The sequence below is a fragment of the Streptomyces sp. NPDC006925 genome, assembly GCF_042869575.1.
Lineage (GTDB): Bacteria > Actinomycetota > Actinomycetes > Streptomycetales > Streptomycetaceae > Streptomyces.
In genome coordinates this window covers 86,590-105,371 of sequence record NZ_JBIAGB010000024.1, presented here as the reverse complement: position 1 = coordinate 105,371, position 18,782 = coordinate 86,590, and the positions used below count along the sequence as shown (strand labels likewise).

At 74.1% G+C, this 18,782-nt stretch carries 21 protein-coding genes; 5 read left to right on the top strand and 16 right to left on the bottom strand.

Features of this window, described 5'->3' with window-relative positions; all coding sequences use genetic code 11:
• Positions 1-107: 107 nt before the first annotated feature.
• Together ACFYNS_RS26200 and ACFYNS_RS26195 are read left to right on the top strand one after the other, a co-directional pair.
• Positions 108-413 carry an RNase A-like domain-containing protein gene (locus ACFYNS_RS26200; RefSeq protein ID WP_360289801.1) on the top strand — a complete coding sequence of 102 codons (306 nt, stop codon included), beginning with the start codon at positions 108-110 and terminating at the stop codon, positions 411-413.
• A gap of 11 nt (positions 414-424) precedes the next feature.
• The gene (locus tag ACFYNS_RS26195; RefSeq protein ID WP_388605347.1) at positions 425-1,150 is read left to right on the top strand and encodes a contact-dependent growth inhibition system immunity protein; all 726 of its coding nucleotides are present in this window, start codon (positions 425-427) and stop codon (positions 1,148-1,150) included.
• Here the strand turns inward: ACFYNS_RS26195 and ACFYNS_RS26190 are convergent.
• The 6 genes from ACFYNS_RS26190 to ACFYNS_RS26165 all read right to left on the bottom strand — a co-directional run bounded on the left by ACFYNS_RS26190 (position 1,135) and on the right by ACFYNS_RS26165 (position 6,614).
• Positions 1,135-1,905 (bottom strand): hypothetical protein, encoded by a 771-nt coding sequence (locus ACFYNS_RS26190; RefSeq protein WP_360289805.1) that lies wholly within the window; start codon positions 1,903-1,905, stop codon positions 1,135-1,137. The two genes, ACFYNS_RS26195 and ACFYNS_RS26190, sit on opposite strands and share 16 nt — an antisense overlap.
• A 224-nt stretch (positions 1,906-2,129) precedes the next feature.
• Positions 2,130-2,387, bottom strand: a complete 258-nt coding sequence (locus ACFYNS_RS26185; protein ID WP_360289807.1) for a hypothetical protein — start codon at positions 2,385-2,387, stop codon at positions 2,130-2,132.
• Complete coding sequence (tsaD, locus tag ACFYNS_RS26180) at positions 2,387-3,517, bottom strand: tRNA (adenosine(37)-N6)-threonylcarbamoyltransferase complex transferase subunit TsaD (protein WP_360289809.1); 1,131 nt, start codon at positions 3,515-3,517, stop codon at positions 2,387-2,389. Before tsaD ends, ACFYNS_RS26185 begins: the two co-directional genes overlap by 1 nt.
• Entirely contained in the window at positions 3,510-4,082 is a 573-nt protein-coding gene (gene rimI, locus ACFYNS_RS26175) for a ribosomal protein S18-alanine N-acetyltransferase (RefSeq protein ID WP_388605351.1), read from the bottom strand. Before rimI ends, tsaD begins: the two co-directional genes overlap by 8 nt.
• Positions 4,083-4,225: 143 nt before the next feature.
• Positions 4,226-4,900: a tRNA (adenosine(37)-N6)-threonylcarbamoyltransferase complex dimerization subunit type 1 TsaB gene (gene tsaB, locus ACFYNS_RS26170; RefSeq protein ID WP_360289811.1), complete on the bottom strand. Its 675-nt coding sequence runs from the start codon at positions 4,898-4,900 to the stop codon at positions 4,226-4,228.
• Between the two features lie 118 nt (positions 4,901-5,018).
• Positions 5,019-6,614, bottom strand: a complete 1,596-nt coding sequence (locus ACFYNS_RS26165; RefSeq protein WP_388605344.1) for a DUF2993 domain-containing protein — start codon at positions 6,612-6,614, stop codon at positions 5,019-5,021.
• A gap of 407 nt (positions 6,615-7,021) precedes the next feature.
• On the opposite strand from ACFYNS_RS26165, the gene ACFYNS_RS26160 reads away from it, so the two are divergent.
• Entirely contained in the window at positions 7,022-7,597 is a 576-nt protein-coding gene (locus tag ACFYNS_RS26160) for a L,D-transpeptidase (RefSeq protein ID WP_388605342.1), read from the top strand.
• Between the two features lie 179 nt (positions 7,598-7,776).
• On the opposite strand, the gene ACFYNS_RS26155 is transcribed toward ACFYNS_RS26160, so the two are convergent.
• The 5 genes from ACFYNS_RS26155 to ACFYNS_RS26135 form a co-directional block, all read right to left on the bottom strand.
• On the bottom strand, positions 7,777-8,001 hold the full coding sequence (locus ACFYNS_RS26155) for a hypothetical protein (protein WP_360289817.1): 225 nt from the start codon (positions 7,999-8,001) through the stop codon (positions 7,777-7,779).
• Positions 8,002-8,160: 159 nt separating this feature from the next.
• Positions 8,161-8,823: a tRNA (adenosine(37)-N6)-threonylcarbamoyltransferase complex ATPase subunit type 1 TsaE gene (tsaE, locus tag ACFYNS_RS26150; RefSeq protein ID WP_388605340.1), complete on the bottom strand. Its 663-nt coding sequence runs from the start codon at positions 8,821-8,823 to the stop codon at positions 8,161-8,163.
• Positions 8,753-10,159, bottom strand: coding sequence for an alpha/beta fold hydrolase (locus ACFYNS_RS26145; protein WP_388605338.1), 1,407 nt, complete (start codon positions 10,157-10,159; stop codon positions 8,753-8,755). The genes tsaE and ACFYNS_RS26145 overlap by 71 nt, the downstream gene beginning before the upstream one ends.
• Before the next feature lie 83 nt (positions 10,160-10,242).
• Positions 10,243-11,358, bottom strand: a complete 1,116-nt coding sequence (gene alr, locus ACFYNS_RS26140; protein WP_360290970.1) for an alanine racemase — start codon at positions 11,356-11,358, stop codon at positions 10,243-10,245.
• Positions 11,359-11,575: 217 nt separating this feature from the next.
• A complete protein-coding gene (locus tag ACFYNS_RS26135; protein ID WP_360290855.1) occupies positions 11,576-12,133 on the bottom strand; it encodes a DinB family protein in 558 nt (185 codons plus the stop codon).
• 152 nt (positions 12,134-12,285) lie between these two features.
• On the opposite strand from ACFYNS_RS26135, the gene ACFYNS_RS26130 reads away from it, so the two are divergent.
• Positions 12,286-12,810, top strand: a complete 525-nt coding sequence (locus tag ACFYNS_RS26130) for a GNAT family N-acetyltransferase (protein ID WP_360290858.1) — start codon at positions 12,286-12,288, stop codon at positions 12,808-12,810.
• Positions 12,811-12,883: 73 nt separating this feature from the next.
• Here ACFYNS_RS26130 and ACFYNS_RS26125 read toward each other — a convergent pair whose 3' ends face one another.
• From ACFYNS_RS26125 to ACFYNS_RS26115, 3 genes are all read right to left on the bottom strand, one after another.
• Entirely contained in the window at positions 12,884-14,374 is a 1,491-nt protein-coding gene (locus tag ACFYNS_RS26125; protein WP_388605336.1) for an NAD(P)H-hydrate dehydratase, read from the bottom strand.
• A gap of 49 nt (positions 14,375-14,423) precedes the next feature.
• On the bottom strand, positions 14,424-14,792 hold the full coding sequence (locus ACFYNS_RS26120) for a holo-ACP synthase (protein ID WP_075002184.1): 369 nt from the start codon (positions 14,790-14,792) through the stop codon (positions 14,424-14,426).
• A 156-nt stretch (positions 14,793-14,948) separates the two neighbouring features.
• Positions 14,949-15,194 carry a hypothetical protein gene (locus tag ACFYNS_RS26115; protein ID WP_276478286.1) on the bottom strand — a complete coding sequence of 82 codons (246 nt, stop codon included), beginning with the start codon at positions 15,192-15,194 and terminating at the stop codon, positions 14,949-14,951.
• Between the two features lie 224 nt (positions 15,195-15,418).
• On the opposite strand from ACFYNS_RS26115, the gene coaA reads away from it, so the two are divergent.
• Positions 15,419-16,405, top strand: coding sequence for a type I pantothenate kinase (gene coaA / locus ACFYNS_RS26110; RefSeq protein ID WP_388605334.1), 987 nt, complete (start codon positions 15,419-15,421; stop codon positions 16,403-16,405).
• Positions 16,406-16,595: 190 nt separating this feature from the next.
• On the opposite strand, the gene glmM is transcribed toward coaA, so the two are convergent.
• Positions 16,596-17,969 (bottom strand): phosphoglucosamine mutase, encoded by a 1,374-nt coding sequence (gene glmM / locus ACFYNS_RS26105; RefSeq protein WP_360290868.1) that lies wholly within the window; start codon positions 17,967-17,969, stop codon positions 16,596-16,598.
• A 276-nt stretch (positions 17,970-18,245) separates the two neighbouring features.
• Positions 18,246-18,749 (bottom strand): 30S ribosomal protein S9, encoded by a 504-nt coding sequence (gene rpsI, locus ACFYNS_RS26100; RefSeq protein WP_019354921.1) that lies wholly within the window; start codon positions 18,747-18,749, stop codon positions 18,246-18,248.
• Between the last annotated feature and the right edge of the window lie 33 nt (positions 18,750-18,782).

Genomic DNA, 18,782 nt, shown 5'->3' with positions numbered 1-18,782 from the left:
ACAGGACCCTAGACAAGTCCCATCGTTGCAGGTCAGGGGCACTTCTCGCTTTTTCGACCAAGCATCGGACAGCCACCGTGGTGAAAGCGCGAGGCTAAGGTGCCAACGTGACCTCCCCCACCAGAGCTGCCACCTATCCCGACCGTGCGACCGCGCAGTGGTGCACACAGCAGGTCGTCACCCGAAACGAGCAGCAAATCCACCGCTGGTTGGCGCAGGGCACGCGGCAGCGGCTGACCATCGAGGCGGCGTGGCCCTCGCGGCAGGAACCGGTAGGACGGGTGCTGCTGCAGGCGATGATGCTGGCGGGGCGCGGGGCGATCGAGGTGCGAGCCGCTCGCGTCGTGCTGAGAAGAGACCCCTCCCAGGACAACGGCTTCTCGGTACACGCCTCGTTCCCGGTCTACCTCTAGGAGCTTCCAGGATGTCCATGAAGCCCCTCGTCCACGACCGCAAGTACGGCGAACTGGATCAGGTCCTGACCGCGTACCTGGGCCGGACGGCGGACGACACCGCCGACGAGCGCAGCGAAGCGCTCACCGCCTACCTCCGCCACACCTGGCAGAACCGGCCGTGGGCGCTGGGCACAGCGGAGCAACAACTGCGGGAGTACGCGCAGAACCCGCCGGGACGGCTGCGGCACAAGCTGGGCGAGTTCTACCCCGTACCGGATGTGGGAATCCCGGAGAGCGACGTCCAGGAGTGGCTGCAGCAACTCGCGCAGCACATCCGGGCGAGCGTCGAGAGCAGCGACGCGCCGCCGCCCGGACCGCCGCGGACTCATTGGGAGTGGCATGCGCGCTTCCCCGAACTGGGACAGCTTCTGGGCGGATGGTTCTCACAGGAGATGCCGGACGAATTCGGCGAGCACGATGAGGCACTCGCCGACTACCTCAGCACCACCGACCCAGGACTCGTCGCCCGGCTGTGTGGTGAGCTGCGGGAGTTGCTGGCATCGGATCTGGAAGAGATCGAGTACTCCACGGCCGTCACGGAACTCGGTATGGAAGTAGACCCTCCGGCTCCGTACACGCCAGCGGCGTGGCTCGTCCGCGTCGCGGAGCGGGTTTCCCAGCCGCCGACCCAGTACGGAGCCCAGACTCCAGCCGAGCGGGTGCAGCAGGCCCAAGAGACTCAACCCATGGAGTGAACGGCCTCCTCCAGCCGCACCACATCCCAGACCAGCCGCGCCTGCTGTTCCGCCAAGGCGGCAGCCATGCCGTTCTGCTGCTCGGTCAGCTCGCAGCAGAAGGAGTGGTAGGGCAGCAACTCCTGCACCGTGCGCAGAAGAACACGTGCGACATCAGCTGCCTCGGCGGGACTCCCGGAACCGCACGGGCCGCCCTCAAGCTCCAGCTCGTCGTTGTGGAAGGGCTCATCGAGCCGCAGGGCCCCGGCGACGCCGCCGTCCCGGCGCAAGACGGCCAGCAGCGGCTGCTGGTCTTCCTCGTTCCATTCGTCGGCGAGGAACACCGTCTCCCGGAGTTCCTCGGCACTCATGCGGTGCCCGTCGTCAGCGTCGGACATCGCGTCCTGCCAGGCAGTCAGCACTGCGCCGGGCGCCTCACGTACATCGGCGTAGTACTCGGCCGTGAAAGTCCCACAGGTGCGTGTCCGACGAGTCGGCAATGCGAAGGCACTCGGACGCGGTCGCAGCGCGGACAAGGAGAACTGCCTCACCCACCCCACCTGGTCGAAACCATGTGCTCGCAAGAACCGCTGGCCGCCACCACCGTTCGGGGTGGATACGCGCAGCCGCTCGAATCCCCCGGCTGCGGCCAGCTCTCGCAGCACGATCAACGCCTCGCCGCCGTAACCGCAGCGACGCGACTCGGGCGCGATCTCCACCAGGCCCTCGCATCTCAACGAATGCGCATCCGCGGCGTACACACCCACCAGCCCCACAACGGTGCCCCTTGCACGGTCACGCAGCACGCGGGAGCGGCGCGTCCAGCCGACAGCGAGCGTCCGATCCGGCCGCAGGACGGCACGTGCGCTTCGAACGGGCCAGGAGTCGCCGGGCCCCAGCGCGTCGAGTACCTCATCTGCATCCCGAGGTGCCCAGCACTCGGCCACCATGGCTCCTGTGTCTCCGTTCATACCCACCCCCTGCCTCCCGTCACCCTGACTCACACGCGCTCGAACCGCCACCGGTGCACCGGGCGGGCGGACAGCTCCGGCGGGGGGTCGGGCAGCTCGGGGACGTCCGCGTCGTATCCGCCCGCCCAGCAGGTGATGACCAGGACCCGGTCGCCCGGTGCGGTGAAGTGTTCGCGGCGTTCGCAGCGGGCGTCCGGGGGCAGTTCCCGGCTGCGGACCCAGGAGAGCAGTTCGGCCCCGCGGCCGGGGGCGGCCTTGGCCTCCCACATGAGGGCGACGGTCGGCATCAGGCGTAGAGGTTCTTCCTGCTCAGTTCGTGCACGTGGTCGTGGTCGTCGTGGTCATGGCCGTGGTCGTGGTCCGGGGCCGCCGACGGGTCCGGCACGTGCGGTTCCGTCACCGGGAGCGAGGAGTCCGCGGGCAGGTCCCAGGCGGAGGCGGCGCGGTTGCGTGCCACCATCTCGGCGCCGAGGGCTGCCACCATGGCGCCGTTGTCGGTGCACAGCTTGGGCCGGGGGACCCGGAGGGTGATGCCCGCCTCGGCGCACCGCTCCTCGGCCATGGCACGCAGCCGGGAGTTGGCCGCGACCCCGCCGCCGATCATCAGGTGGTCCACGCCCTCGTCCCGGCAGGCGCGCAGGGCCTTGCGGGTCAGCACATCGGTGACGGCCTCCTGGAAGGAGGCGGCGACGTGGGCGACGGGCACCTCCTCGCCCGCGTTCCGCTTCGCCTCGATCCAGCGGGCGACGGCCGTCTTGAGGCCGGAGAAGGAGAAGTCGTAGGGCGCGTCGCGCGGTCCGGTCAGCCCGCGGGGGAAGGCGATGGCCGCCGGGTCGCCCTCCTTGGCGTACTTGTCGATCACCGGGCCGCCGGGGAAGCCGAGGTTGAGCACCCGGGCGACCTTGTCGAACGCCTCGCCCGCCGCGTCGTCGATGGTGGAGCCCAGCGGCCGGACGTCGGAAGTGATGTCGGGCGCCAGCAGCAGCGACGAGTGGCCGCCGGAGACCAGCAGCGCCATCGTGGGCTCGGGCAGCGCGCCGTGTTCGAGCTGGTCGACGCAGATGTGCGAGGCCAGGTGGTTGACGCCGTAGAGCGGCTTGCCCAGCGCGTACGCGTACGCCTTCGCCGCCGAGACGCCGACCAGCAGCGCCCCGGCGAGCCCCGGGCCCGCCGTCACCGCGATGCCGTCCAGGTCGGTGGCGGCGACCCCGGCCTGCTCCAGCGCGCGGTCGATCGTCGGCACCATCGCCTCCAGGTGCGCCCGGCTGGCGATCTCGGGGACGACGCCGCCGAACCGCGCGTGGGTGTCCACGCTGGAGGCGACGGCGTCGGCCAGCAGCGTGTGGCCGCGCACGATTCCGACGCCGGTCTCGTCGCAGGAGGTCTCGATGCCGAGAACGAGCGGTTCGTCAGCCATGGCTCTTCGTTCCTTGGTGCGGATGCGGATGCGGATGCGGGTGCGGAAGGGTGTTCGCGGGGGCGTCCCCCGAGGTGTCGGCGGCGGCCGCATACCCGGCGGGGTCGGCCAGCCGCATCACCAGCGCGTCGGTACCGGTGGGCTGGTAGTAACCGCGCCGGATGCCGATGGGCACGAAGCCGAAGCGCTCGTACAGGCGCTGCGCGGGCGCGTTGTCCACCCGCACCTCCAGCAGCACCTCCGCGCACTCGAAGTCCGTGGCGGCCTGCAACAGCGCCCGCAGCAGCCGCGCGCCGAGGCCGGTGCCCCGGTGGCCGGGCAGCACGCCGATGGTCTGGATGTCCCCCGTGCCGCCGACGGCCGCCAGGCCGCCGTAGCCGACGAGGCGGCCCGCCGGACCCGCTTCCGGAGAAGGGACCGCGTCCTCGGCGACCAGGTAGCGCCGGGTGGCGTCCGCTCCCCGCGCGTACGCCAGCTCGGACCAGAACATCCCGGCCGACCAGGCGTCCTCGGGGAAGAGCCGCTGCTCCAGCGCGAGCACGGGCTCGATGTCCCACCAGCGCATCTCGCGCAGACCGACGCGGCTCTCCCCGCCCTCCGCGCCACCCGCCCGCGCGGGGCCGGAGCCGCGGCCGGCGGCGTCGTCGGCGAGGTCGTCGGCGGCTTGGTGGGCGGCGGCTTGGTGGGCGGCGGCTTGGTCGGCGGCGCTCACCGCGGGGTGACCACCTTGTAGTTGGCGGGCACCTGCGCGTCGGGCCGCCGCAGATACAGCGGACGGGGCGGCAGCAGCTCCTCGCCGCGCGCCAGTCGCTCGGCCGCGAGCCGGGCGAGGGCCGCGGCCGACTGGTCGGCGGGCAGGTCGTGGCGTACGCCCCGGAAGACCGACTCGTACAGCACCGCGCCCGCGCCGACGGCGGGCAGGGCGCCGATCTCCTCCTCGCGGGCCTCGATCTCCGCGGGCCGGTCAACCGCCGGGTCGGTGCTGCGGGTGCGCGCGTCGGCGTACCGGGCCCAGTAGACCTCCTTGCGGCGCGCGTCGGTGGCGACGACGAACGGTTCCTCCAGTCCGGAGGCGTACGCGATGCCGTCGAGCGTGCACACGCCGTGCACCCGCTGGCCCAGCGCCGCCGCGAACGCCTCCGCGGTCGCCAGACCGACCCGCAGTCCGGTGTAGGGGCCCGGTCCGACGCCGACCACCAGGTCGGTGACCTCGGCCAGCTTCCGGCCCGCCTCCGCCAGCACCGCGTCCACGCAGGGCAGCAGCAGTTCGCCGTGGCGGCGGGCGTCGACCTGGTGGGCGGCGGCGAGCGTGCGGTCGCCGTCCGCGTCGTGGAGTGCGACGGTGACGGCGGGTGTGGCGGTATCCAGCGCGAGCATCAACACCCGACCAGCCTACGGCGCCCGCACGGCCCGCTCTCACCCGCGCGGGCCCGCCACCCCCGCCCCGGCGGCCGGGCCGTGCCGTGCACCGGGGATCTCCGCCCAGTACGTCAGCGGTGCGTCAGCGGTGCGGCACCAGGTGTTTCACCGGGTGCTTCACCGGGTGCATCGCCGCGTTCCCGCGCGCGTCGGCGCCGTTCCCGCGCGCGTCGGCACCCATGTGCGCCCCGGCGTGCTGCCGGTGGCCGGGGGCTTCCCGCCGCGCGTTCTCCCGCTCGTTGTCTCCCCCGTTGTCTCCCTTGTCGTCGCCCTCGGCGTTTCCCTCGTTCGTGGCTCCCTCACCGAACGGGACATCAGCCCCGGTCAGCTCGGCACGGATGCCTTCCTTGGCCACCGAGATGCCGCGCAGCCGCACGTCACCGGGCAGGTCGGGCAGCGTGACGCGGAGAGCGAGCTTGTCCGCGAGCTTCGGCTCCTCGATCTTCTCCAGGGCCGCCACCAGGGCCGGGTCGATCCCTGCCTTCTCCAGCAGCTTCGGATGCCGCACGGCGACATCGAGCAGGTTGAGCCGCATCACCTTGTCCACGAAGTCCGGTGTCCCCGTCACCCGGCTCAGCTCCCGGTCGCTGTGCCGGGCCTGCCGGGCCTGCTCGGGTGTCATGCCGAACCGCCGCGCGATGGACCGCACCCCGAACAGGGCCCGCGCCTTGTCGCGGTCGTGCTGGATGCGCTCGGCCAGCGGACGGGAGAGCCGCAGCCCCGCCTCCTCGCCGGTGCCCGGGGTGAAGCTGAACAGCTTGGGCACGACCAGCCGCATGTCGTCCACCGTGGTGCCCACGCCGTGATCGCCGGTACGGGCGAGATGGGCGCGCGCCCGCACCTTGACCTCGGTGTCCGCGACGGGCAGCTCGCCCGCGGCCAGCACGGTGTGCGGACCGCCCGGGGTGAACGTCACCTGCGAGGTGCCCAGTTCGCGGTCGAGATCGTCGAAGTCGAGCAGCACGTCGCCCTTCATCCGGCCGAGCACCGCGCCGCGGACGGAGGAGGGCGCGTCGCCGATGATCCGCACGTCCTTGACCCGGCCGCTGACCTGGGCCACCGAGACCCGGCCCGCGGGCACATCAGGAATCGCCACCTCCACATCGTCCAGGCGGCTCCGCGCCACCTGAGTGAGGAAGGGGAAGCCGTTGATGTGCACTTCGGGGCGGGCGTGCAGCTTCAGCGCGCTCTGCACCTGGTCGGCGGCCTTGCCCTCGGCGTAGAGCGCGGCCCAGCGGTCGGCGACGCCGAGGAACGCCAGCAGCGCGCAGCAGGCGACGCCGAGCTTGACTGTGCGGGACAGCCGGGAGCGGCGGCGCCTGCGGACGGCCCGCAGATACGGCATCCGGTCCTCGTAGGCGGGCTCGTCGTAGTCGGACCGCAGACCGAGGCCCCGCAGTCCGCCCTCGTACGGTTCCTCGGGCCCGGAGGCCGCCGCGGAGGACCCCGCCACGCCATACCCGCCATACCCGCCATACCCGCCGCCCGCGCTCCCCGCGCCGTCCCCGAGCGCCTCGTACGGGTTGGGGGCGGCGGTGCCGGGTGGAGCAGCGTCCGCCGGGGCCAGCGACGCCAGTTCGTCGTAGGGGCTGGCCGGCGCGTGGGAGTGCTCCGGGCCGCTGTCCCGGCCCTGGGGGCCGTCCCCGCCCCGGCCGGCCGGGAACCGGTCCCGGTGCACCCGGAACTGGCCCTGCTGGTCCTGAGGTTCGGGAACTTTCGGTATGGGGGTTGTGGAGTTTGTCGATGAACCGTGGGGGGTCATCGGCTTATGCGAACACAAGCGCGGGCATTACTCCAAGTTGCCGATCCCGCCGCCCGGCGTTCCTCCTCTCGCCACGCTGCGTTCCCCCTCCCCCCTGCCCTGCGCTTCCCCTCCCCCTTTTCCCTGCGTCTCCTCTTCCCCCTGCCCTGCGTTTCGCCGGCCCCTCGACCTACGGCTCTCCCACCGCCGCCCACCGGCCCTGCGCTCCGCCCCGAACCATGCGCGGCGCGCCTGCTGCTACCGTCGACCCGAGGTCGGCTCCCGGACGGGACGGACGGCAGTCCACCGCGGGAGCACGCGGGCAGGAGAGGTGGCAGCACACGGTGGCACGCAGCAGCGGCAGCAGCGCCGGGGTGATCGTGGCCGGGCTGACGGCGGCGGCACTCGCCGTGGTCGGCTTCTTCGCCTACCAGGCGTCGGCCGCCCAGGAGCGCGCCGAGAAGCCGTCAGCGGCGAAGTCGGCCAAGCCCTCGCCCGGCGCCTCGGACGGGAAGAGCCGCACCCCCGCCGAGCGGGACACCGCGCTGCCCGGCGACTCCGGCCGGGGCCATCGCGTCGTCTACGCGCTCAAGCGGCAGCGGGTGTGGCTGGTCGGCAAGAACGGCAAGGCCGCCAGGACGTTCGAGGTCTTCCCCAGCACGGTCGACCCCGAGCCGGGCGCCTACAAGGTCACCTCGCGCGCCTCCCATGTGACCGGCTCGGACGGTGTTCCGGTCGAGAACGTGGTGCGGTTCGCCGACGTGGACGGCGTCACGGTCGGCTTCAGCGCGGCACTCGACGGGTCGACGCCGGAGCCGGACGCCTCCCGCAGAACGGGCGGCATCCGCGAGAAGCGCGCCGACGGTGAGGCGCTGTGGCTGCACGCACCCATCGGCACCCGCGTCGTGGTGGTGCGCTAGCAACTCCCGTTCCCCGTTCGGCCCTTTTGCCGGGCTCCGGGCTCCGGGCGATGCCGACCCGGTATTCGGGAGGCGCGCCCTGTGAGGGCTCACGGGATTCGGGCCCCGGTACCCGCACGCCGCGCGGCATGCGACCCTCGGTCACGTACGGGCACAGCGGCCTCGTACGGGCACAGCCCTCAGCGGCGTGCGGAAGGTGCGCGCCCGGCCGGGGTGGTCTCCTCGTCGGGAGTCCCGGCGTCCGACGGCGGGCTGGAGACGGCGGCCGCGGCGGCGCAGGACGCGAGCAGTTCACTCATGGGCGGCGTGCCGTGCGAGGTGTGTCCACCGGCGGACGCCGACTCGTCCCGCGCAGGCGCGTGCGGCGCCCGCGGCGCTCGCTGCTGAGACTGCTGTGCGGTCATGGCTCCTCCAGGGGCGTCGGCACGGTGACACCTAGGCATACACTTAGGCATACCTAACCGTGCTCTCACCTCCCATGGGACCACGGTCCGCGCCGACCGCGCAACATCTTGCCGACACCATGTCGGCACGCCGGGGCGCCGGAACCGGGCGCCGGGCGGCTACCCGAGAGCTCCGAAGTCCTCCGCGGCCCAGCGCGGTCCGACCCCCACGAGGGTGACCGTCCGTACGTCCTCGGCCCCCTCCGACCCGGTGTCGCCGACGCCTTCGCCGGAGGGCGCGACGCCCTCGCCGGGCGGGGCGTCCTGGCCCGTCGCACGGGTGAGGACGACGTGCAGACGCTGCTCGGTGAGCTCCTCGACCTTGCCCTCGCCCCACTCCACGACGACCACCGAATCCGGCAGCGAGACGTCCAGATCCAGGTCCTCCATCTCCTCCAGCCCGCCGCCCAGCCGGTAGGCGTCCACATGCACCAGCGGCGGGCCGTCCCCCAGCGGCGGGTGCACGCGGGCGATGACGAAGGTGGGCGAGGTCACGGCGCCGCGCACATCCAGGCCCTCGCCCAAGCCGCGCGTCAAGGTGGTCTTCCCGGCGCCGAGTTCACCCGTCAGGAGGACAAGGTCACCGGCGCGCAGCAGTCCGGCCAACCGCAGGCCGAGCGCCCGCATGGCGTCGGCCGTGGGCACGGTGAGGGTGGTCTCGTTGCGCGGGCCGTCCGCCGCGCCTTCAGGGCCGCTGGTGCTGCCGGTGCCGTCAGCGCCGGTGCGGTCGCCGGGAGGAGCCTGCGGAGGCGGAGCGGGATGCTGGTCGTGCGGTGCTTCCATGGGTCCGGATGGTACGCGCCAGCCACTCGGCCAGGTGCTCGTTCACCTGCTCAGGGCGCTCCAGCATGGCCAGGTGACCGGTCGCCTCCAGGAGCACGTACGCGGCGCCCGGCAGAGCCACCACGATCCGCTCGCTGTGCTCGCTCGGCGTCATCAGGTCGCGGTCCCCGGCCAGCACCAGCGCCGGGCGGTCGGCGAAGGCCGACAGCGCGGCGGTCTTCTCGTGCTCGGCGAAGGCGGGATAGAACTCCGCGACGACATCCACCGGCACGGACTCGATCAGCCGCTCCGCGAACCGGGCCACCCCCGGGTCCACCTCGCGGGGGCTGCCGAACGAGTACCGCTTGACCACCCCGGCGAACAGGTCGGCGGTGACCCGGCGGCCGCGCTCGACCAGTTCGGACTGGGCCGCCAGCGCGCGGAGCACCCCCGGCACCACCCGGCGCACGGTGCGCACCCCGGCGGCCGGCAGGCCGTAAGTCACCTCGCCGAGCCCGCCCGCGCTGGTGCCCAGCAGCGCCACGCCCGCGACGCGCTCTTCGACGTACTCCGGGTACTGCTCGGCCAGCGCCATCAGCGTCATCCCGCCCATCGAATGGCCCACCAGCACCACCGGCCCCTCGGGGGCGGCGGCGTCGAGGACGGCCTTCAGGTCGCGTCCCAGCAGGTCGATGGAGACCGCCTCGCCGGCCGCGGCCCGCGCGGAGCGGCCGTGGCTGCGCTGGTCCCAGTAGACGCACCGGACGGCGCCGCGCAGCGCGGCCCGCTGGAAATGCCACACGTCCTGGCTGAGGCAGTAGCCGTGCGAGAACACCACGGTCACCGGCGCGCTGCCGGTGCCGCCCCGGCCCCGCACCAGCTCCACCAGCCGCGACCAGTACCCGGCCACCGGCCCGGCAGTGTCCTCGGTCGCGCCCCGGCCGCGCCCCGACGCCGACTGCGCCCCGGGCAGCGGGACCGGGCTGACCTCGGGGCCGCCCAGCCCGTCGCCGGACCCGGGGGCGGGCGCCGCGGGGTCCGTGCGCGGGAGCGGGAAGTCTGCGGGCTCGTCGACCTCGTAGTAGAGCTCCGTACCGTCCGCGGCTGGGACCCGGCCGGGAGTCCCCCGCAGCGTGCCGTAGGGGCCCGCGGCATCCAGCGCCAGCCGCGCCTTGCGGCGTACGGAACGGTGCACGGTGAGGCGTTCGAGCGCGACCCCGGCCGCGACGGCGCCCAGGGCGGCGCCCGCGACGCCCGCCCGGCGGGTCCAGGCCGCGCCGCCGGACGCGCCGGATGCGCCGGACGCCCTGCCGACAGCCGCCCCGACCGCGTCCCGTGTGCTGCTGCTGTCGCTCATGACCGCCCCCGTCCGTCCCGTACGCGCGGTTCCGTCCCGTCCGTCACCGGTGTCCGCGCCCGACCGCCGTGCCGCTGCCCGGCTCAGTCCTCGGCCTGCTCATTGGCGTATACCCGGGGTACCCGTGCGCTGATCCGGGTGACGATCTCGTAGGAGATGGTGCCCGCGGCGCGGGCCCAGTCCTCGGCGGTCGGCTCGCCCCCGTCGCCGGGGCCGAAGAGGACGGCGCGGTCGCCCGCTGCCGCCTCGTCGCCGCCCAGGTCGACGACGAACTGGTCCATGGCCACGGTGCCGGCGACCGTGCGCCATTTCCCGGCGACCAGCACCGGACCGGCCCCGGACGCGTGCCGCGGCAGGCCGTCGCCGTAGCCGAGCGGAACCAGCCCCAGGGTCGTCTCGCCCGGGGTGGTGTAGGCGTGCCCGTAGCCGACCCCGTGGCCGCCGGGCACCTGCTTGACCAGCGCCAGCGAGGCGCTGAGCGTCATCGCCGGGCGCAGCCCGAGGCTGTCGGCCGTACCGACCTCCGGCGACGGGGAGAGCCCGTAGACGGAGACACCGGTACGGACGAGGTCGAAGTGGGACTCGGGCAGGGTGAGGGTCGCGGGGGAGTTCGCGTGGTGCCGCACCTCGGGGTCGAGTCCGGCGCGCTCCGCGACCGCGACGGCCTCCCGGAAGGCGTCGAGCTGCGCGGCGTTGGCGGGGTGGCCCGGTTCGTCGGCGCAGGCGAAGTGCGCCCACACCCCGGTCACCCGCAGCGCGCCCTCCGCCTCGGCCGCCCGCGCCGCCGCCACCAACCGCGGCCAGTCGGCGGGCTGGCAGCCGTTGCGTCCGAGCCCGGTGTCCACCTTCAGATGCACCCGCGCGGTGCGCCCGGCCGCGCGGGCCGCCGCCACGATCTCATCCAGCGCCCAGTGGCTGCTCGCCGAGACGTCGATGTCGCGTTCGACGGCCCCCTGCCACGGCCCGCCCGGTGTCCACAGCCAGCACATCAGCCGACCGGTGTCCCCGGCGTCCCGCAGCGCGAAGGCCTCCTGCGGGGTGGCGGCCCCCAGCCAGCCCGCCCCGGCCTGCCGTGCGGCCCGGGCGCAGCGCACCGCACCGTGCCCGTAGCCGTCCGACTTGACCACGGCCATCAGCTCGGCCCGCGGCGCGTAGCCGCGCAGGGTCCGCACGTTGTCCCGCACGGCGCCGAGATCGATCTCGGCACACGCCCGGCCGGGTTCGGCAGGGGCCCCGCCGGAGCGCGGAGCGGAGTCCGCGCGCCGACCTGACGGGGGTCCGCTCCCGCCGCGCTCGGCAGCCGCGCGTCCGGTGTCGGCGTCGTCCGCGCCGGGCACGGGCAGGTGGGTGGGGCGGGACACCTGTGGCACGTCGTTCACGGGTTCAGTGTCGCAGGTGCCCGGATCGGCGCGGCTCTCAGTGGCCGGTCGCACCGTCGATGCGTTCGCGCAGCAGGTCGGCGTGGCCGCAGTGGTGCGCGTACTCGCCGATCTGGTGGAGGAGCACGCGGCGGACCGAGACGGGGGCGCCGGTGCGCGCGTGCGTGCCGGTCGCGTCCAGGTCCCTGGCGGCGACGATCTCGCGGGAGCGCTCGCACTCGGCACGCCACACCGCCAGCGCTTCGGCCGGGTCGCCTCCCAGGGAGTCGAAGTCCTGGTCGGGGTCGTCGTCCGAGTAGTACAGCAGCGGCACGTCCTCCCCGGCGAGTTGGATGCGGAACCACCAGCGTTCCACCCCGGCCAGGTGCCGCAGCAGCCCGTGCAAGGTCAGTCCCGAGGGCGGTACCGCGCGCTCCGACAGCGCCTCGGCCGGCACACCCGTGCACTTGAGCAGCAGTGTCTCCCGGTAGTGGTCGAGGTAGCGGGTCAGCAGCTCCCGCTCGTCGCCCACCAGCGGCAGCGGTTCCCGTGTGTCGTCCGCCCACGGCACGGAGAATGCGGTCGGCATCGCGCCCGCGGCGCTCTGTTCGCTCATGTGCGGAGTGTGGCACCGCCCACCGACAGTCCCGGGCGGCGTCCCGGTGGGGACTGCGGGGCGCCCGCGGAAGCGCCCTGCTGGATCGTCGGCGGAGAGCCCTCCCCGGGCAGCGAAAAAAGCATTGACGGGGCTCGGACAATGATCCCGTGATGTGGACCATTCAACCCGAACCCGTGCAGAGCCCGGCCGCGGTCGCCACCGTGCGCAGTTACATCGGCGAGATCGCCGGCCGCTACTACGGACGCCCTGCGACCGGGCAGGAGATCGACGCGGCGCTGGCCGCGGAGCCGGACGACGCGCTCACCCCGCCCGCGGGAACCTTCCTGCTGGCCCGCGCGCACGCCGACGGCTCCGTCGCCGGCTGTGCGGCCGTCCTGATGGTGACGCCCACGACGGCCGAGATCCGCCGCGTCTGGGTCGCCCCGCACGCCCGCAAGGGGGGCCTGGGCAAGCTGCTGGTCAACACCGCCGAGTGCACCGCGCTGCGGATGGGTGCCGCGGCGGTGCGGCTGGACACCCGGCACGACCTGGTGGAGGCCAGGCGACTGTACGCGCGGCTCGGGTACGAGGAGATCGCCCCGTTCAACGACTCGCCCTACGCCGACCACTGGTTCGGCAAACAGCTCACCCCGGCGCCCGTCCCGCCGCAGGAGCGGACGGCCGCCCCGGAGTAGGCCACCGGCCCGGTGCCCCGGAACGGGCCGCGGTGCCGTGCCCAGCGCACGGCACCGCGGCGCGGCAGGCGGCTCACGCCCCCCGCAGGACGTCCTGCCACGCGGGGGCCAGCGCCTCGGCGAGGTCCGTCGCGGCGGGCGGGTCGGTCGCCAGCCGACCGGCGAGGCCGTGCAGATAGGCGGCGGCGGAGGCGGCGTCGAGCGCTGAGAGCCCGGCCGCCAGCAGTCCCCCGGCCAGCCCGGTGAGCACATCCCCGCTGCCCGCCGTCGCCAGCCACCCCGTACCGGTCGCATTCACCCGCACGGGGGACATCGAGGCGTCGTCGGTGCCGGGCGGTTCGGCGACCAGCGTCGTGGAGCCCTTGAGCAGCACGGTGGCCCCGGTGCGCCGGGCCAGCTCGCGCACCGCGGCCAGCCGGCCCGCCTCGACCTCCTCGCGGGCCGTGCCGAGCAGCGCCGCGGCCTCCCCGGCGTGCGGCGTCAGCAGAGTGGGGGCGGTGCGGGCGCGCACCGCGTCCGGGTCCATCAGCCGCAGCCCGTCCGCGTCCACGAGCACGGGGACATCCCCGGCCAGCACCTCCTCGACGGCCTGCCGGGCGGCCGGTTCGTCGCCCAGCCCGGGGCCGACGGCCCACGCCTGCACCCGCCCGGCGTGCCCGGGCGGCCCCTCGGAGACCAGGGTCTCCGGATAGCGGGAGACCACCGCCTCCGTGCCCGGACCCACGTACCGCACCGCGCCCGCGCCGCTGCGCAGCGCCCCGGAGACGGCCAGCACGGCAGCCCCCGGATAGCGGCCGGAGCCCGCGACGACGCCGACGACGCCGCGCCGGTACTTGTCGCTCTCCGCCTGCGGCCTCGGCAGCAGACGGGCCACATCGGCGTGCTGCAGGGCCTCCACCTCCGGGACGGCGGGCAGGTGCGGCCCCAGACCGATGTCGATCAGCCGGACGGCGCCGGCCAGCTCCCGGGCCGGGTCGACCAGCAGGCCGGGCTTGTACGCGCCGAAGGTGACCGTGGCCCCGGCGGGCAGCACCGGGCCCGGCACCTCGCCGGTGTCGGCGGCCACCCCGCTGGGCAGGTCGACGGCGACGACCGGCACCCCCGCCTCCCGCACCAGGTCGGCCAGCTCCACGGCGGCGGGCCGCAGTCCGCCCGTGCCGCCGATCCCGACGATCCCGTCCAGCACCAGATCGGCGCGGGCCAGCACGGGGGCCACCGGCGCGGCGGCGCCCTCCACCACCGCACCGGGCGCGGGCAGCGCCCGTCCCCCGGCGGCCCGCAGCGCGGCCAGTCCGCCCTCGTGCGCGCGTTCGGGCGCCAGCAGCACCGCCGTCACCCCTGCGCCGCGCCGGGCGAGCCGGGCACCCGCGTAGAGCGCGTCCCCGCCGTTGTCGCCGCTGCCCACGAGGAGCACCACCCGGGCCCCGTAGGTCCGCCCCAGCAGGCCGCTGCACGCCGCCGCCAGCCCGGCGGCGGCACGCTGCATCAGCGCGCCCTCCGGCAGTCGGGCCATGAGCGCCGCCTCGGCGGCACGCACGGTCTGCACCCCGTAACCAGTCCTCATGCCCCCAGTGTGGCGTCCGTCTCATCCGGTCGCGCCCCGGGGGCCGGGCTCAGCCCTCCGCGACGACGACGGCCGAGGCGACCCCGGCGTCGTGCGAGAGAGAGACGTGCCAGCCCCGCACTCCCAGTTCGGCGGCGCAGCGCGCGACCGTGCCGCGCACCCGCAGATAGGGCCGCCCCGAGTCGGCGGTGCACACCTCGGCGTCGGTCCAGCGCAGTCCGCCGGGCGCGCCCAGCGCCTTGGCCAGCGCCTCCTTCGCCGCGAACCGGGCGGCCAGCGAGGCGGTGCCGCGGCGTTCGCCGCTGGGCAGCCACAGCTCGCGGTCGACGAAGATCCGGTCCGCCATGCCGGGAGTCCGCGCCAGCGAGGCGGCGAAGCGGTCGATCTCCGCGACGTCGATCCCCACCCCGATGATCATTGCTGTCCCACTTCCGCACACCCCATCCCGGCCCTGCCGCCGTACCGCCCTGCCGCCGTACCGCCCTGCCGCCGTCCCGCCGCGGCCGCGCCGCGGATCACCGACGGGGTGAGGGTACGCGCCGCGACGGCGCGGAACGCGCTCTCCCCCGCCGGGTCACTCGCCCCGTGCCATGCGCTCTATGGCGTCCTCCATCAACTCCAGGTACTCCGACTCCTCGCAGCGCGGCTTGCTGCCCATCACGTACAGCTCCAGCGAGTCCGTCAGGTCCTCGGTCAGGTCCTCGTCGGGGAGCCCGTCGGCCAGGTCGCTGTAGACGTGCCCGGCGTGGCCGGTCAGCGCAGCGGCATCGGAGGTGCGGCGGAGGCGGGGGCGACGTATGCGGCTCAAGGGGTGCGACATGGGCGGAACATAGCCCCGATCGGCACACCACGTACACCGTTTGTCCGCAGATTGTCCGACCGATATGACCGGCAGCCGCCCGCCCGGCACGCAGACCGGCCGCGACCACGTGCCCACCGGACCGCCGGGCACGGTGGACACGGCGAACCGGGGTCGGACCTGGGTTACCGGAGGTCCGCAGCCCCGGCCGCCGGCACCCCGCACCGCCCGCGCAGAATGGCACCGTGCCCACGAAGCCCTACGTCGACCTCGGCCGCTCGGAGTGGAGCGCCCTGCACGAGCGCACCCCGCTCCCGCTGACCGCCACCGAGGTCGAGGCCCTGCGCGGACTCGGCGACGTCATCGACCTGGACGAGGTGCGGGACATCTACCTGCCGCTGTCCCGGCTGATCAACCTGTACGTCGCGGCCACCCACGAGCTGCGCAGGTCCCTCAACGCCTTCCTCGACGACCCGCGCCGCCCCGAGCGGCCCGCTCCGCAGCGCGGCACCCCGTTCGTCATCGGCGTCGCGGGCAGTGTCGCGGTCGGGAAGTCCACTGTCTCCCGGCTGCTGCAGGCACTGCTCTCCCGGCCCCGGTCCCCGGGCGAAGAATCCCCGCTGCCGACGCACCCCCGCGTCGAGCGGGTCACCACGGACGGCTTCCTGCTGCCCACCGCCGAACTGGAGCGGCGCGGGCTGATGTCCCGCAAGGGCTTCCCCGAGTCCTACGACCGGCGCGCCCTCACCCGGTTCGTCGCCGACGTCAAGGCGGGAAAACCGGAGGTGACAGCTCCGGTCTACTCGCATCTGCGCTACGACATCGTCCCCGGGGAGCGGCTGACCGTGCGGCGGCCCGACATCCTCATCGTCGAGGGCCTCAACGTCCTCCAGCCGGCCCTGCCCGGCAAGGACGGCCGCACCCGGCTGGCCGTCGCCGACCACTTCGACTTCTCCGTCTACGTGGACGCGCGCACCTCCGACATCGAGCGCTGGTACCTGGAGCGGTTCCGGGCGCTGCGCGCCACCGCGTTCCAGGACCCGCGCTCCCACTTCCACCGGTTCACGGCCGTCTCCGAGGCGGAGGCCCTCGACTACGCGCGCACCACCTGGCGCACCGTCAACGAGCACAACCTGCGGCAGAACATAGCGCCCACCCGGGGCCGGGCCACCCTCCAGCTGCACAAGGCAGCCGACCACACGGTGCAGCGGCTGTCCCTGCGCAAGCTCTGACCACGGCGGGGCATGCGACCACGGCGGGGCAGATGTGAAGCCGGGGGCAGGCGGCGAGCCGGGCAGGCCGTGAACGGAGGCAGGCCGTGACCGGAGGCAGGCCGTGACCGGAGGCAGCCGACGAGGCCGAGGGCACGGCGGGACGCGCCGCGCCCCCGGTCACCCGCACCCCCCGGTCACCGCGGTGCCGTCAGCCCAGCGCGCGCTTGACCACGTCCGCGAGCCGTCCGGCGACCGCGCGCGCGTGCTCGATGTCCGCGGCCTCCACCATCACCCGCACCAGCGGCTCGGTCCCGGAGGGCCGCAGCAGCACCCGGCCGGTCTCCCCCAGCTCCCGCTCCGCCTCCGCGACGGCGGAGAGCAGCTCGGGAGCGGTCGCCACCCGCGTCCTGTCCACGTCCGGTACGTTCACCAGCACCTGCGGCAGGCGCTCCATCACCCCGGCCAGCTCCGCCAGCGGCCTGCCGGTGGCGGCGACGCGCGCGGCCAGCATCAGACCGGTCAGCGTGCCGTCGCCGGTGGTGGCGTGGTCGAGCACGATCACGTGCCCGGACTGCTCACCGCCGAGCGAGAACCCGCCGCGCTTCATCTCCTCCAGCACATAGCGGTCGCCGACCGCTGTCTGCAGCAGCTCGACGCCCGCCCGCTCCATGGCGAGCTTGAAACCGAGATTGGACATCACCGTCGCGACGACGGTGTCCTTGCGGAGCTGCCCGGCCTCCTTCATGGCGAGCGCGAGGACGGCGAGGATCTGGTCGCCGTCCACCTCGTGCCCGGCCCCGTCGACGGCCAGGCACCGGTCGGCGTCGCCGTCGTGCGCCACGCCGAAGTCCGCGCCGTGCCGCACGACGGCCTCGCGCAGCCCGTCGAGGTGGGTCGAGCCGCAGTCGTCGTTGATGTTGAGGCCGTCGGGGTCCGTGCCGATGGTGACCACGTCGGCCCCGGCCCGTGCGAAGGCCTCCGGCGAGACACGCGCCGCGGCGCCGTGCGCCCCGTCGATGACGACCTTCAGCCCGTCGAGCCGGTTCGGCAGCACCCCGACCAGGTGGGCGACGTAGTTGTCGAAGCCCTCGTCGTAGTCCTTGACCCGGCCCACTCCGGCACCGGTGGGCCGCGCCCACGGCTCGCCGGCCGCGTGCTCGTGGTACAGGGCCTCGATCCGGTCCTCCAGCTCGTCGGCCAGCTTGTGGCCGCCGCGGGCGAAGAACTTGATGCCGTTGTCGGGCATCGGGTTGTGGCTGGCCGACAGCATCACGCCCAGGTCGGCCCCGAGGGAGCCGGTCAGACAGGCAACGGCGGGCGTCGGCAGCACGCCGACCCGCAGCACGTCGACCCCCGCACTGGCCAGCCCCGCCACGACGGCGGCCTCCAGGAACTCGCCCGAGGCCCGCGGGTCCCGGCCCACGACGGCGACCGGCCGGGAGCCCTCCCGCTCCGCCTCGGCGCCGGCCTGCGCCTCGGTGAGCACATGGGCCGCCGCGACGGACAGTCCGAGCGCCAGTTCGGCCGTCAGCCCCTCATTGGCGACGCCGCGTACGCCGTCGGTTCCGAAGAGTCGTGCCACAGTCGTTCCTCCGAGTTCTGGGGGCGTTGTGCGGGATGGTGCGGGTTGTTCACCGGGCGGCTCCCGGAAGGCCCGGCACCCCAGGTATACGCCCCGTTGTCGGCGTGGCCGGCGTGGCCGCGCGGACGCCGCCGTTCGCGGCGCCGGATGTCGTGCCGGGGTCGGGCCGGATACCGGACCGGGGGTCGGGTCCGGGCCCGAACGACCGATGCCCCGTCGGCACCGAAGAGAGGTGCCGACGGGGCATCCGGAAAGCTCGCAGCAGCGAGCGCCGGGTCAGCGCTTGCTGTACTGCGTGCCCTTGCGGGCCTTCTTGAGACCGGCCTTCTTGCGCTCGACCGCGCGGTCGTCACGCGTGAGGAAGCCGGCCTTCTTCAGCGGGCCGCGGTTGTTGTCCACGTCCGCCTCGTTCAGCGCACGGGCCACGCCCAGGCGCAGCGCACCGGCCTGGCCGGAGATGCCGCCACCGGAGATGCGGGCGACCACGTCGTAGCGGTCGTCCAGCTCCAGCACCTTGAACGGCTCGTTGACTTCCTGCTGGTGCACCTTGTTGGGGAAGTAGCCCTCCAGGGTGCGACCGTTGATCTTCCACCGGCCGGAGCCCGGGATGATCCGGACACGGGCGATGGCGTTCTTGCGGCGACCGGTGCCGGCGGCCGGCTGCGGGTCGCCGAACCGGGAGGCGAGGGACTCGGAGGTGTACTCCTCCGGGGCCTCGGGGGTCTCGGTCGTGTACTCCTCGACGCCCTCGACGGGGGTCTCGGCGGTGGTCTCGGCCACGATTCTCCTCAGCTTCTCTTCAGTCTTAGGGGG

Coding starts and splice junctions, on each gene's coding strand:
- ACFYNS_RS26195 (WP_388605347.1), top strand. CDS start 425: ATGTCCATGAAGCCCCTCGTCCACGACCGCAAGTACGGCGAACTGGAT.
- ACFYNS_RS26185 (WP_360289807.1), bottom strand. CDS start 2,387: ATGCCGACCGTCGCCCTCATGTGGGAGGCCAAGGCCGCCCCCGGCCGC.
- tsaD (WP_360289809.1), bottom strand. CDS start 3,517: ATGGCTGACGAACCGCTCGTTCTCGGCATCGAGACCTCCTGCGACGAG.
- rimI (WP_388605351.1), bottom strand. CDS start 4,082: ATGCGCTGGTGGGACATCGAGCCCGTGCTCGCGCTGGAGCAGCGGCTC.
- ACFYNS_RS26155 (WP_360289817.1), bottom strand. CDS start 8,001: ATGACCGCACAGCAGTCTCAGCAGCGAGCGCCGCGGGCGCCGCACGCG.
- tsaE (WP_388605340.1), bottom strand. CDS start 8,823: ATGGAAGCACCGCACGACCAGCATCCCGCTCCGCCTCCGCAGGCTCCT.
- ACFYNS_RS26145 (WP_388605338.1), bottom strand. CDS start 10,159: ATGAGCGACAGCAGCAGCACACGGGACGCGGTCGGGGCGGCTGTCGGC.
- ACFYNS_RS26135 (WP_360290855.1), bottom strand. CDS start 12,133: ATGAGCGAACAGAGCGCCGCGGGCGCGATGCCGACCGCATTCTCCGTG.
- ACFYNS_RS26130 (WP_360290858.1), top strand. CDS start 12,286: ATGTGGACCATTCAACCCGAACCCGTGCAGAGCCCGGCCGCGGTCGCC.
- ACFYNS_RS26125 (WP_388605336.1), bottom strand. CDS start 14,374: ATGAGGACTGGTTACGGGGTGCAGACCGTGCGTGCCGCCGAGGCGGCG.
- ACFYNS_RS26120 (WP_075002184.1), bottom strand. CDS start 14,792: ATGATCATCGGGGTGGGGATCGACGTCGCGGAGATCGACCGCTTCGCC.
- ACFYNS_RS26115 (WP_276478286.1), bottom strand. CDS start 15,194: ATGTCGCACCCCTTGAGCCGCATACGTCGCCCCCGCCTCCGCCGCACC.